8 protein-coding genes are annotated in these 14647 nt (G+C 70.2%); 2 read left to right on the forward strand and 6 right to left on the reverse strand.

All coding sequences use genetic code 11. The features are described from left to right. Positions 1-80 precede the first annotated feature (80 nt). Positions 81-938: a hypothetical protein gene (locus IPL40_14005; GenBank protein ID MBK8482258.1), complete on the forward strand. Its 858-nt coding sequence runs from the start codon at positions 81-83 to the stop codon at positions 936-938. A gap of 114 nt (positions 939-1052) precedes the next feature. Here IPL40_14005 and IPL40_14010 read toward each other — a convergent pair whose 3' ends face one another. The 3 genes from IPL40_14010 to IPL40_14020 form a co-directional block, all read right to left on the reverse strand. Further along, positions 1053-2744, reverse strand: coding sequence for a translocation/assembly module TamB domain-containing protein (locus IPL40_14010; GenBank protein MBK8482259.1), 1692 nt, complete (start codon positions 2742-2744; stop codon positions 1053-1055). A 228-nt stretch (positions 2745-2972) separates the two neighbouring features. After that, positions 2973-5525 carry a hypothetical protein gene (locus IPL40_14015; GenBank protein MBK8482260.1) on the reverse strand — a complete coding sequence of 851 codons (2553 nt, stop codon included), beginning with the start codon at positions 5523-5525 and terminating at the stop codon, positions 2973-2975. Next, positions 5525-6409 (reverse strand): trypsin-like serine protease, encoded by an 885-nt coding sequence (locus IPL40_14020; protein MBK8482261.1) that lies wholly within the window; start codon positions 6407-6409, stop codon positions 5525-5527. The genes IPL40_14015 and IPL40_14020 overlap by 1 nt, the downstream gene beginning before the upstream one ends. A 292-nt stretch (positions 6410-6701) precedes the next feature. Here IPL40_14020 and IPL40_14025 point away from each other — a divergent pair, with 292 nt between their 5' ends. Continuing rightward, positions 6702-9698 (forward strand): BamA/TamA family outer membrane protein, encoded by a 2997-nt coding sequence (locus IPL40_14025; GenBank protein ID MBK8482262.1) that lies wholly within the window; start codon positions 6702-6704, stop codon positions 9696-9698. A gap of 8 nt (positions 9699-9706) precedes the next feature. Here IPL40_14025 and IPL40_14030 read toward each other — a convergent pair whose 3' ends face one another. The 3 genes from IPL40_14030 to IPL40_14040 all read right to left on the reverse strand — a co-directional run bounded on the left by IPL40_14030 (position 9707) and on the right by IPL40_14040 (position 14302). Further along, positions 9707-11584 (reverse strand): hypothetical protein, encoded by a 1878-nt coding sequence (locus IPL40_14030; protein ID MBK8482263.1) that lies wholly within the window; start codon positions 11582-11584, stop codon positions 9707-9709. Next, positions 11581-12456, reverse strand: coding sequence for a hypothetical protein (locus tag IPL40_14035; GenBank protein MBK8482264.1), 876 nt, complete (start codon positions 12454-12456; stop codon positions 11581-11583). The genes IPL40_14030 and IPL40_14035 overlap by 4 nt, the downstream gene beginning before the upstream one ends. Before the next feature lie 91 nt (positions 12457-12547). Further along, on the reverse strand, positions 12548-14302 hold the full coding sequence (locus IPL40_14040; GenBank protein ID MBK8482265.1) for an OmpA family protein: 1755 nt from the start codon (positions 14300-14302) through the stop codon (positions 12548-12550). Positions 14303-14647 lie beyond the last annotated feature (345 nt).

Raw genomic sequence — 14647 nt, forward strand, 5'->3', positions numbered from 1 at the left:
GCCTTCCCATCCTCCGAAGGCGGAAAGCGACACGGTCGCGCCGTAGCGAGGGCTGCGCCAGCGTGGTATGGACCCTGCCCATGCCCGCTCCGCGCTCGTTTGCCGCCGCCTGTGCCCTCGCCGGCCTCTGCGTGGCTCTCGGCTGCGGCAGCGCACCGCCGCCTCCGGCGGTCCAGCCCAACGTCGCCGCCCATGACCCGGTCGTCACCGAGCTCGACCGCCTGCTCGCACATCCACCGCGGGCCACCACGCGCGGCGGCGTGGCCGCCTGCCTGCGCCAGGTCGAACGCGACGCCGCCTGCCCGCTCGAGGAGCTGCCACCATGGCGCGTCATCCCCGTGCGCGTGGCGCTCGATCCGCGCTACCATCGTTGGCCCCGCTGGCGCGAGCGGCTGGCGCGCACCTTCGCCTGCGTCAATACCTTCTATCAGCCCACCGGCCTGCAATGGCGCGTGCTTGAGGTCTTCGACTGGCCGCCGGGCGCGCAACGCCACGCGCTCTACGGCCTGCTCGACCGCCTGCAGCGCGAGGTGCCCTACGACGGCAAGAGCGTGCGCCTCGGGATCAGCGTCTGGGAGGAGCGGCGTGTCTTTGCGTCGGCGGGCGGCGAGATCGGCCTGAGCCAGTACGACACCTGCGTCGTGCCCTCATGGCCGCGGATCGAGAATGACTGCGTCATCCTCGCCCACGAGCTCGGTCACCTGGCGGGCGCGGAGCACGTACCGGGCAAGCATTGGATCATGGGTTGGGCTGCCAGCCCCTTCCATCTGCCGGCGGGCGACCCACTGGCGCGCGTCACCGCGGTCTACCGTTTTCATCCGCGCAATCGCGCTGCGCTCGTGCTGGCTCGCGCCACGCGCCTGACCCCCAGCGGCCTCGCGCTTCCAGCGCCGTGCGCCGCGCGCCTGCAGCAGCTCGACGCCTGCTACGGCCTCTGATCGACCCGCGACCCGCCCCCCGCAAGCGCCCCCTGCAAGCGCCCTCTGTGAGCGCCCCCTGCAAGCGCCCTCTGCAAGCGCCGGCGTGCTGCTCTGGCCTACTGATCGGCCGATTCAGCGCAGCGGGTAACGCAGGCGCAGCTCCAGGCGGCCGCGCGAGGGGTTCTCGATCTCGCGTTGGAGGCGCGTCGAGAGGCGCTCCAGCCGCCCGACGAGCTGGAGATAGTCGTGCATCCGGTAACGCGCCGAGGCGCGCCCCGCGAAGCCGCCGATGAAGTCGCGTTCGCCCTCGCCACAGACCTCGAGCGCGGTGCCGACGTTCTTGCACGCGCGCGCGCTGACCGACTCGGTCCCGATCTCCAGCCGCACCAGATCGAGACCGATCGCCTGCTTGATCGGATCCTCCAGGAACTGACCGAGGAACTGCCCCGTCAGCTCCTTGACCTGGCGATCGGCCGCCTGGGCCGCGCGCCCACCCCCTTGGCCCGCCAGTTGGTCGCGCCATTGGTCCGTCGTGCGGCCCGTCGCCAACAGTGCGAGGATCTGGCCCTGCTCCAGATGCGGCTGGCTGCTGAGCCGAATGCGAATGCCATCGAGCGGTCCCTGCAAGAGCAGCAGGATCTGATAGTCGGTGCCGTTGCGGTCCGCGTACTGCGTTTCGGCCGTGATGTTGAGCAGCGCGCGATCAGCGGACTTGCCGCTGTCAAAGCTGATCTCCCCGCGCTGCACCTCGTAGTCGCCGTGCAGGAAGGGGATGCGGAAGGTCCCCTCTTCGACGCGGACCAGGCCCCCGATCCGCGGCTGCGAGAGCGTCCCGCCCACGCTGAGGGTGCTTTGCAGACCGAGATCGGCGTAGCTATTGTGCACCCGTAGCTGACCGGCCGAGCGCACGTCGAGCTGCAGCGCCAGGTTGGCCAACACCGGCACGCTCTGCCAGAAGGGCGCTGCCTCCTCGGCCACGCGCGGTCGCAGCACGGCATTTTTGATCAGGTCGAACTCCTGCACGTAGCGCGCGTCGATGATGTCGACGCTGCCATTGAGCGCCAGCGCTTGCTCGTCGCCCACCAGGGTCACGTCCGTATTGAACTCAAGCGCATAGATCCCAGGCGAGCGCTGCGGAATGCTATTGCCGGCGACCCGGAGGTAGAGGTCGACGACCTCGCGCTGATCAAAACGCGCCTCGCCGAAGAGGCGAATCGTGCCCTCGTCGTAGCTGCCCTCGACGGGCGTGGTCCAACGGCAGCTGCCCTCCGTCGCGGCGCACTTCTCGTCCTCGCTGCGACACGCCAGCGTCCCGCCGAGACAGACCAGGTAGTTGGAGAACGCGATCCGGCCCTGGCGCAAGGTGATCAGCCGCCCGAAGCCGCGCGGCACGAACTCGGCGTAGCCCAGCGAAACCTCGCCGAAGAGGCGTGGATCGCCGAGGGGGCCCTCGACCTCCGCGTGCAAGCGCGCCCAACCCGCGGCCTGCGAAAGCTTGTCGGCGAGGAGCAACTGCAGCAGCTTGAGGTTGAGGTCGCCATCGATGCGCAGCGACGCGGTCTGCGGCGCGAAGGGAAAGGCAGCGGCCAAGGTCAGTCGACCGTGCGCGCTCAGCTCCTGACGCCCGAGCCGCAGCCGGAGTCTCGTCAACTCCAGCAACCCGGGGCTAATGCGCAGGTTCGCTGCGGGCAGCTCCAGCGGTCGCTCGAACCTCGGCAGCGTCACGGCGACCTCTCGGGCCGCCAGCCAACCGCTCGGACGAAGGGCGTTCAGTGGCCCCGTCAGCCGCAGGTCCGCCGTCAGCGCGCCGCTGATGCGCCGCACCTGCCGCGCGAGAAAGAACTGCGGCCAAGGCCAGTGGCACGAAGCCGCGCAAGCGCAGGTCAGACGCCTGCAGCCCGACGAATCCCCCGACCGAGAGTTCCGCCTGCTCCAGGCCACCCTTGGCGACCGGACGCCACGATCCCCGCTCCGGCACCGAGGTCACCAACCTGGCGGTGACCAGCTGCAGCCGCGCGTCGCTGTAGGTCAGCAGCAGCTCGTCGCGATTGCTCAGCCGCACGCGGCGGTCCTGCCGCTCCCCCTCGGGCCGATAGCGCAGCGCGACATCGAGCCCGAGAGCCGCAACGTGGCCGCCGTCAGCCCGCGCGAGCGATCGGCGCTGAGCCGGAGTTGTCCGCCGATCAGCGTCTCCAAGCCCTCGATCCCGGCGAGCTCGGGCAGCAGTCGATGCACCGGCAGGTGGGCGAACTCGACGCTGAGATGCGCTGTGGGATGCGGTTGCGTCAACGCGAGTCCGTCGATCGCGATGCGGCCATCGAGCAGTCGACCGGCGATCGCCACGCTGTCGGTGCCCGGCGTGAAGCGCAGCCATCCCGATCCCAGCGGCATACCGCGCAGCCGCATCGCTCCGAGTTGCAACGTCCCCGCCAGGCGCGGATCGCGCGCGGTGCCGCTCAGATCGAGCGTGCCCCCCAGCTCGGCCTCTAGAGCGGACCTCCAGGCGCCGGGCACCGCGCCGAGCGGGAGTCGCCGCAGCGCCACGCGCAGCGCGAAGTTGCCGGCGTGGAAGTAGTCCCCGCGCGCGTTCAAGCCGCCGCCGCGCGCGCGATCGAGCCTCAGCTCGTAGAGCGTGAAGCGGTCCGCCAGCAGCGCTCCGCGAAGCACAGCCTCGCGGTAGGGCTCTCCGGCCAAGACCAACCCGGGCACCCTGAGGCTGGCGCTGCCCCGCAAATCGTCGAAGGGACCCTCGACCACCACGCGCCCCGCCAGCCGTCCGCGCGGAGCGCCTGGCAGTCCGAGCGTCGCCAGGTCGATGCCGTCGATGCGCAGGCGCGCCTGCAGATAGGGCCGCGGCAGCGGATGCGCCAGATCGCGATGGAAGAGCTGCAGGGTCCCCTCACCTGCCAACGTGCCGCCGAAGCCGCGCCCGCGCAGCGCCGTCAGCGCCAAGACCCCCTCGCGCAGGGCGATCGTCGCCCGCAGCTGCTGCAAGCGACGGGCGCCGTAACCGACCTCGTCGGCGACGATCTCGCCGCGCAGCACCAAGCGCGGGTAGCGCCCGCTGACCTCGAGCGATCCGCGCGCCCGATGGAGCGGCCGCAGGCCCAGCGCGCGATCGAGGTAGGGCCCCGGTCGCGCGAGATCGAGCGCGACGCGCGCCTTCAACGCACGTCCTCGCGGATCGAGCGCACCACGGACCGTCAGCTGGTTGCCCTCCGCGCGCACGCTCAGGCCGCGCAGCTCGACGCGCCGTGGATCGAGCTGCGCGTTGCCGCGGAGCGAAATGCTGCGAGGCCAGGCGTCTCCCCCGCGCTGCGGCCGGCGGCGCAGCTCGAGGGCCACGTCGGCGGCGGCCGTGAGCGCGGCGCCGATCCGCCCGCTGAGCTCGACCTTCCCGTCGAGCGATCCGGCCAGGGGATCGACGAGTCGCCCGAGGTCGACGCCCGCGAGCCCCAGCCGCGCTCGCCACGCGCCGTCGTTCCAGTCGAGCTTCCCCTCCCCGGAGATCGCCCCCTGGAAGAGCCGCGCCTGGACGCGCTGCAGCGCGATGCGCCCCGTGTGCACGTTGAGGTCGAGGTGGCCCCCCACGTCGCTCATGCGCAGGCCGAGGGGCGTAGCAGCCAGCTCGCCCAGGGTGAGGTCGAAGCGCGGCTCGGCCAACAGGCCGCTGACGACCAAGGCTGCACGACCGCCGGGCGCGAAGCCCTGCCCGATCAGCCGGGCCGCAGCGCTTCCCACCCGCTCCAGCTTCGCCCGCGCATCGAAGACCGCGGTATCGAAGAGCCGGCGGATCCCGTCGTCGACGCGCACCCGCGCCCCGGCCACCTCGCCGCGCAGCGCGTCGACCAGCAGGTCATGACCCGCGATTCGCACGCGCTCGGCCGTGAAGCGGCGCAGCGGCAGGCGCAGCCGGTGCTGGCGCCACTCGCCCCGGGGGAAGCGCAGCAGGCTCGCCTCGAGCTGCATGCCATCGCGCAGCACAGGCCCCGCGAAGCGCAGCCACGCCACCACATCGATGTCCTGGATATCGAAGCGCGTCGGCCCTATTCGCAGCGCGAAGGTCGCCCCGCGCACGACCACATGGCGCAGCTCGATCCTCGGACCACGTGAGGCGCGGACTTTCCCCGGCGCCGGCGGGCGGCGGCTCATGAAGGCCTCGGCGATGCCGACGCCGGGCTCGGGACCGCTGCCTTCCGGCATGCTCCCGACCAGGCAGTACCCGCCCTCGATCTCGACCTCGGGGACGTCGATGACGCCCGAGAGCAGCGCGCCACGGAGCCGCACGGTCGCGCGCACACGGGTGGCAGCGATCATTCGCGTGCCGGCGGGGTCGTCGATGCGGGCGCCCTCGATCAGCAGCGGCGTCGCCGTACCGAGCAAGAGATCGGCGAGCGCGCGCAGCCGCCAATGGACGCGGCGCACCGTCACCTTGCCTTTCAGCTCGGCGCTGATCAGCCGCCCGATCCGCGCGGCGAGCACCTCATCGTTGAAGCGCAGGTAGGCCCAGACCGTCAGGCCGAGGACGATGATGAGGAGGAAGAGCCCGACGACGACCACGCGCCGCAAACCGCTGGAGACCGACCGGACGAGCCTCAGCAGCATCAGCGGGCGGGTCGCCCGCGGCGACGGCGATGGTGCGCCGCGCAGCCGAGCGCCGCGAGCCACCAGGAGATCTGCGCGCCGAGCGACCTCGCGCCCGCGGCCACCACACAGCCGCCCTCATCCGCGCGCGCGCCGTGGCCGGAGCCGTCCGCGCGCGCGCCGTCGGCGAGGTGCGCGGTACGCGCGTCCTGCGCGACGCCGATCACCCCCGCCTCTCGGGAGGGCTCGGCACCGCCGTCGCAGGCCGCGACGCAATCTCCGTCGACCTGCAGGTCCCCCGCGGCCACCGCGCGCAGCCAACCGACGAAGGAATCGACCCGCACGTGGTACGAGGTGTCGTAGTTGTCGCCGCTGGCGGAGACCACGCCGATCAGCCGCTCCAGCGCGCCGCTGCCCGCCACAACGGCGCCACCGCTGTCCGCGTCGGCGGTGTTCTGACTGCGTCCCTGGACGGTGAAGTAGCCGGACATCACCGCCGCGATCTGCTTGTTGCCCTGCCGGCGCGTGCCCGCGGTCGACCGCACGGGCTCGAGCGAGGATCCGCCACCATCCGGCCGCACCAGCGCACTGACGCCATAGCCGACCAACTGCACCGCCTCGCCGACCTCCGGGGCCCGTGCACGCAGCGTCGCCGGCGTCACCGGCGGCGCGTCGACCAGCAAGACGACGCCGAGGTCGTTGAGGTAGGGCGAGACGCTGCGATTCCAGCTTGGATGGGGCAGCAGCGCGCGCGCCGCGTACTTCACGCCCTCGAGCAAGAAGGGCGTCCGGTCGAAGGCCGACTTGGAGACGCAATGGGCGGCGGTCAGGACCGTGCGCCGACCGACCAGGGTCGCCGAGCAGAGATCATCCGAAGTGTTGAGCTCGGGGTGATCATTGATCAACAGCCGCCCCACCGCAGCGTGCGAGGCGTCAGGGAGCCCGTCGACGACGGCCTGTCCCCGTGCCCGGGGCCAACTGCCGGGGTCGTGGCAGCCGCTACCCAAAACCGCCGCAACCAGTGGCGCGATGAGCCCTCGCATCGCCCGCTGGCCGCGCCTCGCTGACCTTGGCCGCATGGGCAGCATTATAGGCGCTGGCCCCGGCGAATCAAAGCCTGCCCGCGCTGTGACGATACGACACATCTGGTACAGTCGCGCCCGCATGCGCGGTCGTCGGGCAGCGTGGAATCGTAGCGTGGCTCCGGCGGCTGCGACGCTCACGTGGTGGCTTTCAGCCCTCGCGCTGGCGGCCCCGCGGCCAGGCGAGCTGAGCTTCATCGGTCAGCTCGCTGACCGCCAGGAGCTGCTGGCGGAGGTCATCGGCGGGCTGCTGAACGGCGTCGCCGCGGATCGATCCGAGCGCCTCCGGCTGCTGCAGCAGGCGGCGCCCTGCGCCGCGCTCGCCGAGGACAACGCGACCGCCGCGACCCTGGCCGGACGCGCGACCCACGCTGCACTCGCCCGCCTCACCAGCGTCGTCGACGAGCACCTCGGCTACTGCGTGGTCCAGGTCAGGGCCGCGGGCGAGCGGATCGTCGTCGAGCTCCGTCGGCGCCAAACGCTGCGCAGAATCAGGTTGCGCGGCAATTGGCCGCTCTTCGAACAGGAGCTCCTGCGACGGCTCGGCTTTCGGCCCGGCCAGGCGCTCCCCGAGGGCCCCGCGCTCGCCGCCGCGATGGCCCGCCAGAAGGCGCGGCTCACGGGCTTCCTCGCCCGCCGCGGCTACTTCGACGGCCGGGTCGACCTCACGCTCAGTCGCCCCGACGAGCAGCAACGCGTCGATCTCGACGTCCGCTTGCATAAGGGCCGCACCTATCGCGTGGGCTCGGTCGAGGTGCTACCGCTCGGCCCCGTGCCCAAGGGCCAGCGCTGGAAGGCCGCCATCCCTCAAAACGAGATCGCCAGGCTCTTTCGCGGGCAGGTCTTGCTCTGGCGGCGAGCCTTCAACACCGAACGACTCGAACGCAACGTTCAGGAGTTGACGCTGCGCTACCAGCGCCGCGGCTACACGGGGGCACGCGTACAGGCTTCGTACACCATCGACCGTCACCAGCCACCCAGCCGCGCGATCAAGATCACGCTGAAGATCCAGGAGCGCAAACGCGTCCAGATTGAATACCTGGGCAACCAGCACCTCCGCCGCGCGGAGCTCGATCGCGTCCTGACCCTACGCAGCTCCGGCGCCTACGACGACTTCGAGCTGGCGACCAGCGCCGAGGCCCTCCATCGCCTCTATCAGAGCCAAGGCTACCTGCGCGCGCGCGTCCGCTTCACGCGCGCGCTGCACCGAACGCACGACAAGATCATCTTCCGCATCGACGAGGGCCCCCAGTGTCGCGTCCGGGCGGTAGCCTTCGTCGGCAATCGCAGCTTCAGCAGCGCGACGCTGGCCCGGGTGATCCGCACGCGCCCCTACCCGTGGCTCGGGCTCGGCGCTGGAGGCTTCGTCACCACGGCGCAGCTCGAGCAGGACGCCCAGCGCCTCGTGCGGCACTATCGCAGCCACGGCTACCTCCAGGCCCGCGTGACCGGCGACCTGGCCCCCCACGCCGCGCTGCTCGGCCACGCCGGTGCCCTCGCCGCAGCGCTTGCCGCCGATGCGCCGGCGCTCCGCAATGGTCAGACCCACGTGCGCTTCACGATCGACGAGGGCGCGCCGCTGCGCTTCGGGTCGATCGCGCTGGGCGGCGTGCGCTCGCTCACTCCAGCGACGTTGCGTGCCGACCTGCCGATCGCCCAGGACCAGCCCTTCGCCGCCGACCGCATCACGGCGGCAAAGGAGCTGCTCGTCCGGCGCTATGCCGAGGCCGGCCATCCCTACGCGACCGTGCGCTCGCGGGAAGCTCCAGACCCCGCCCGGGGCCGCGTCGACGTCCTGCTCTCGGTCGACGAGGGACCGCTGGTGCGCTTCGGCCCCGTGCTGCTCCGAGGCAACAACCACACGCGCTCCGTCGTCATTCGCAGGCTCGTGGCACTGCAGCCCGGCGCGCCCTTCGACATCCGCCGCCTCGAGCTGACCGAGCAGAACCTGCGCCAGATCGGCGCCTTCAACGCCGTGCGCACGCGCGTCGTCGGGCTGCCCGCCCGCCTTCGGGTCGTCCCCGTGGTGCTGCAGGTCGAGGAACGTCACGACGACTATGGCGCGGTCGAGCTCGGGGTCGGCGCGAGCACCGACAATGCCTTCTTCGGCACGATCGGCTACGACTGGCAGAACCTGCTCGGGCTCGGCGCCAACCTCAACGCGATCGGCGAGCTCGGGCCGCGGATCCAGAGCGGCACGCTCAACCTCAGCTATCCGCGCGCGCTGGGCTCGCTCTTCGGCACCGAGCTCGCGCTCTTCATGCGCAACGAGCGCACGCGCCGGCTGGGCGATATCACCACCTTCGGTGGCACGGCGACGCTCCAGCGCCCGCTGCGGCCCGGGCTGACCTCGTACCTACGCTACGAGCTGCGGCAGGTGTTGAGCGAGGAGCGGCTCTACCGGCCTGCGACGCCCTTCGACGAGGCCGACCAGGCGCGCGTGACGACGCGCACGGGCGCGCTGAGCGCAGCCTTGCTCTACGATCGTCGTGACAACCCGCTCGCTCCGACGCGCGGGCACTTCAGCGCCTTGACGCTGAGCTGGGCCTCCCGAGCCCTCGCGGGCACCGATAACTTCCTCAAGTTGCGGCTGCACGCGCACGGCTTCTTGCCGCTCTTCGCCGGCCTGACGCTGGCCGCCGGCGCGCGCTACGACCACGGCCTTCCGCTCGGAAATGCCAAGGTTCTGCCGCGCGTCGAGCGCTTCTTCGCCGGTGGCGACACGACCATTCGCGGCTACGAAGAGGACCTCGCTTTCGCGGAGTCGATCGGCGGCCCGCTCTACCCGCTGCCGGGCGTCGAGCTGGTGACGCTGACGCCACAGGGCGGCAACGTCCGCCTGCTGACCAACGTCGAGCTGCAATTCCCGATCTGGCGCGAAAGCCCACTGCTGGGCCTCCCCCTGATGGGCGCGCTCTTCCTCGACAGTGGCGTGATTCGCAACGCCTTCGAGCATTGGCGTTGGAGCGCCACGAGGCAGGGCGCGGGCGGCGCCGTGCGCATCGTGACGCTGGTCGGTTTTCTCAGCCTCGAGTACGCCTTCGCGCTACGACCTCGGCTCGGCGACTCGCGGGATGGACGCTTTCACTTCAACTTCGGCTACGTCTTCTGATCCCCGGCTCAGCCTTCGCGCTGCGCTGAGCGTTCGGGGCGCGCGCCGCGGCGACGCCGGCAGACGAGCTGCCCAAGCAGCAAGAACGCCAACCAGCTCAGCCCCGTCGCGGAGGCGGCACCACTGCCGAGCGCGCAGCCGCCACCGCCCAAGATCGCCAGGTCCTTGAGCTCGTCATCGGCCGGATCGAGCGGATTACGCCCAGCGTTGACCTCGGAGCCATCCGGCTCGCCCCCGCCATCGGTGTCCGGATTACGAGGATCGGTCTCCCCCGCATCGACGGTGCCGTTGTGGTTCGCATCCTCGACGCCGTCCGGGAGCCCATCGCCATCGGTATCCGCGTTATGCGGATCGGTCTCGCCGGGGTCGACGTTGCCATTGTGGTTGGCATCCTCGACGTTATCCGGAAGGCCGTCGTTGTCACTGTCGACCAGGTCATCGCTCGGATCGAGCGGGTCGCGCCCACCACGCACCTCGGAGCCATCAGGCTCGCCACCGCGGTCCGTATCCGGATGCTTCGGATCCGTCTCGTCGGCGTCGAGGTGGCCATCGCGGTTCAGGTCCTCGCCCTCCGACTGGGTGCAGCCGTCGCCATTGGAGTCCACGCAGCCGTCGACCAGGCCGTCGCCGTCGGTGTCGGGCCGATTCGGATTAGTCTCCGTCGCCGCATCGTAACGACCGTCCGCGTTGAGGTCCTCGCGCCCGTCGAGCAAGCCGTCGTCGTCGCTGTCGGCATCGAGCGGGTTGGTCGGATTGGCGCGCTCGATCGGCTGGCGGTCGCTGCCGATGCCGAGTTCGATGTTGTCGCGCAGCCCATCGCCATCGGTGTCTGCCTTGCGCGGATCGGTCTCGCCACTGTCGACGAGGCCATCACGGTCGAAGTCCTCCCCCTCGCCCCGGTCCTGAACGCCATCGTGGTCGGCGTCGATCCAACCATCCGGCAGCGTGTCGCCGTCGGTGTCTGCGTTGTTGGGATTGGTCTCGCCGAAGTCGAACTTGCCATTGTGATTGGCGTCCTCGATCCCGTCCTTCAGCCCATCGTCATCGCTATCCGGATCGTTCGGATCCGTGGGATTCGCGCCGGGAATCGGGTTGCCGGCGGCGTCCTTCCCGCGCTCCGTCGCATCGCTGAGGCCGTCCCCATCCGTGTCGACCGCAGCCGGGTCAGTACCGCCACCGCCGCCGCCACCACCGCCACCGCCGCCGCTCTGGCACTCGTCACGATTGCGGACGCCATCGCCGTCATCGTCGCCGTTCGGATCCGAGAGCTTCAGCGAGAGCGTTGCCACGCCCTGGAAAGCGAACACCGACGTATCGATCCACGCGCCGCGCCCGGGGGACTCGCCCCAGCAGCGACCGCTCTGGAAATCACCCCAGCAGTGCGCGTTCGCCTGCGCGGCCGTGATCGGCTCGCTGCAGACGGTGGGGTCGCTCGGCCGTCCGCTGGCGAGGCCCTGCGGGTGGGTATTCTCCGGGGCAATCTGCTGCGCCTCCTGGCACTGATTGATCTGTCGCTGGAACCAAGACGAGGTCCCTTGGAACTCGCTGTTGCCGGCGCACTGGCCGCAGCCGCTATGCTCGATCGCATTGACCTGCCGATCGTCCCAGAACATCGGCGTGCTCGTCGCGGCAGCCGGCGACCGCGGATTGTCGACGCGGAAGATCCTCAGCCCGTTGCGCAGCGTGTCGACGTCGTGGGCCAAGAGGTGCAGCTCGCCGCTACGCAGTGAGATCTGGACCTGATAGGTCCCCACAGCCAGCGGACGCCCTTGCGCATCCTGGGCGCGCCAGGCCACCGTGTTGGGCCCAGCACTTGCCCGACCCTGCAGCGCGACGTCGCGCGACGGGTCGAAGCCCGGATGGCCGTCCGTGTCGATCGTGATCACGTAGGTGCCGGGGCGGGTGGCGCTGAAGCTGAAGGCGCCCGCGGCGCCGGGAATCGCCGTCGTGCAGCCGGCAGTGGAGCCCTGGTGGCGGAAGCTGGAAACCCCGGGGCCTGCGTGCCCCCCTTGGCGATCGCCGGCGGCGTCAGGTAGAGGCGGTGCTCGGAGGCCGGCCAGAACGCGTCGCTGTCGAAGGCCGACGAGGTACCGTAGTGGCCGTTACCCTGCCGCCCGAGGCTATTGGCGACCAGGTCGAAGCGGTCACTGCCGCCGAGCCCGTCGAAGGCCAGCATCCAGGTAAAATCCGTCGTCGGTGAGGTTGTCACCAGGCCGTAGAGCCGCGCATTCGTCGCGCCGCTCTGGTCGCGGTCAGCCGGATTGACGATCCAGTGGGTGGACGAGACTCGGCCCGGAAGCACGGGGTGCGCGGGCCGCACCACCGTGTCGCAATCGGGCGTCACCGAGACGTCGAAGGGGTCGACGACCTCCTCGTCGGGGTTCGAGCTGCACTCGTCGCCGACGTTGATCAGGCGCACGACGAAGGTCCCCGGTCCCGTCGTCACGAAGCGCACCGGCCGCTGAATCACCTCGGGCAGACTGCTCAGCCAAGACGGATGGCCCTGGTGCAGGATCACGGGCGATCCGTTGACCTGCACGCCCGCGGGGCTGAGCACCTGGATCTCCAGGTCATGGCAGCTCCGCGTGCCCCCGGCGATGTTGATCACCTCGCCGGCGTGGAGGATGTCCACGCTGAGCTCGGTCGCCTCGTTGAGGCCTTGCCCTTCACCGAGGTTGATCGTGCCCTCGGCGCGCACCCGCGCCACGGTGGCACTGCAGATTGCGAGCGACAGCAGCAGGATTCTTGTACGTCTCATTGAGCTTCCTCTCGTCCTTGTCCTAGGCTCTCGAGCCATCAGGTCTTGCAATCGAAACCCAGGCGCTGCGTGGCCAGGCCGACCGCAGCAGCTAGCGCGGCGCCGCCGCGGCCGGTGCCGGCACCCCGACCGCTGTGCTCGACCCCGCGGGGTCCGTGATGATCAGATCGACGCGCCGATTGGCGGCCCGCCCGGCGCTGGTGGCGTTGTTGGCGATCGGCTGGGTCTCGCCGAGGCCCTCCGAGGTCACGCGACTGGCGTCCACCCCATGGTCGTTGAGCACCCGCATCACGCTCGCCGCACGGCGCTGGGACAGATCGAGGTTGTAGGCGTCGGCGCCCACGCTGTCGGTATGTCCCTCGACGCGCAGCTTCTTGATCCATTTGTTGTCGCGAATCAGCTCCGCGGCGCGGCGCAACACCGCGAGGCTGCGCGCCAAGATGACGTCCTTGCCGGTGGCGAAGTAGATGCGCGGCACGGTGATCTTGCGCCCGATGATCTGCACCGGGCCCTTGCCGGTGTCGGGGCAGCCGTCGTCGTCGTCGACGCCATTGATCGTCTCGGGATCGTTCGGGCACTTATCGTTGACGTCGAGGATCCCGTCGTCGTCGTTGTCCACGTCGGGGCAACCATCCTCGTCGGCGTAGCCGTCGCGATCTTCCGCCGCCAGCGGGCACTGGTCCTGCGCGTCGGCGATGCCGTCCTTGTCGTTATCCGCGTCCGGACAGCCGTCGGCGTCCTCGAAGCCATCGGCATCCTCGGGCTCGAGCGGACAGCGATCGACCGTGTCGAGCAGGCCATCGCGGTCGTTGTCGGGATCCGGACAACCGTCGGCATCCTCGAAGCCATCGAGGTCCTCCGGCTGCCGCGGGCAGCGGTCCTTATCGTCGGTGATGCCGTCACCGTCGAGGTCGCCCACCGCGCTGCTCACCGCCTCGGCGGGCTCATGCGCCTGCTCGGGGAATTGGAAGAAGAGATTGCCGAAGACGCGGAACGCGGGCGTCCCTGCCCCCTGCGTCAGACCGGGCCCGGCGCCGACGCTCGCCGAGAAGCCAAGCGGCAGGTAGAGGCGCAGGCCCCCGAGCAGCTCGGCGTTGACCTCCTCGGCGTCGAGGTCCTTGGTGGAGAGGCCGCCCGTCAAATCGGCGATGAAGTCGAGCCGACGCAGCAACAAGCCCACGCGCGCTCCGGCCGAGAACAGAAACTCGTCGTCCACCGCCACGTTCGCCTGGTCGGTGCTGACCTTGAAGCTGTCGTCCTTGCGGAAGCGATAGCCCAGGTTGATCGCCGCTCCAACCCGCGGACCAAAATCAGCCGCTGCGATGATGCGCGGCGCGAAGGTCACCCCAGCGCTGCCGAGCAGGTTCCTACGATTGCCCGTCGGTACAGCCAAGGGCGCGCTGGCCGAGAGCGTGAACCAGCCAGCAGTGAGGATGCGGGCCTTGGGCACGATCCGCAGATCACCGACACCGGCGGCGAGCCCGCTGCTCGGATTGCTCGGCCGCAGCACCCCCAGGCCATCGGAGGACTGGTCGAGCGTCACCGGCAAGCCGAGGCCAAGCTCGAAGCGGTTGAAGAGCCCGATCGCCAGCAGCAGGTCGAAGTTGACCTGGTAGTCGATCAGCTGGGCCAACACCTTGTCGTCGCTCTTGCGCACGAGCTCGAAGGGACGGTGGGCATAGTGCAGATAAAAGCCCGCCGAGAAGCCGAGGTGCGGCAGGGTCTGCCCGCCTTCGGTCTGAAAGAGGTTCAGCGGGCTGACCGCGGGCTCGAAGCGCACCGACGGGAACTCGGCGCCACCCTGCGCCGCGCCGACGCCCTGGAGCGCGACGAGGATTGCGAACACCGTTGTGAATACTGCGGCCACATGGACCGGCCACCGACACGTTCTCATGGATTCCAAGCCTCATTTGCGATCGCGAAAGCCGCCACGCGCGACCGCCGCTGCGTGCGCCAAGGGCCCGCTCCCGCGAACACCTGGCCGAATGAATACCAGCCCGAATGAATACCAGCCCGATCGATGCCAGCCAGACCGATTACGCTCCAAAGCGGCGCCTCGAACCCCACGCCGCGCGGGCCTACGCATGCAGGTGGCGTACCAGTACGCCGAGGCGGCGAAGACTGCAGAAACACGGAGTCGCATGCAATGATTTTCAGCGGGGTGGCTAGGCGATCAGCCGCCTATGCCGCC

The sequence above is a fragment of the Pseudomonadota bacterium genome (assembly GCA_016711215.1).
Lineage (GTDB): Bacteria > Myxococcota_A > Polyangia.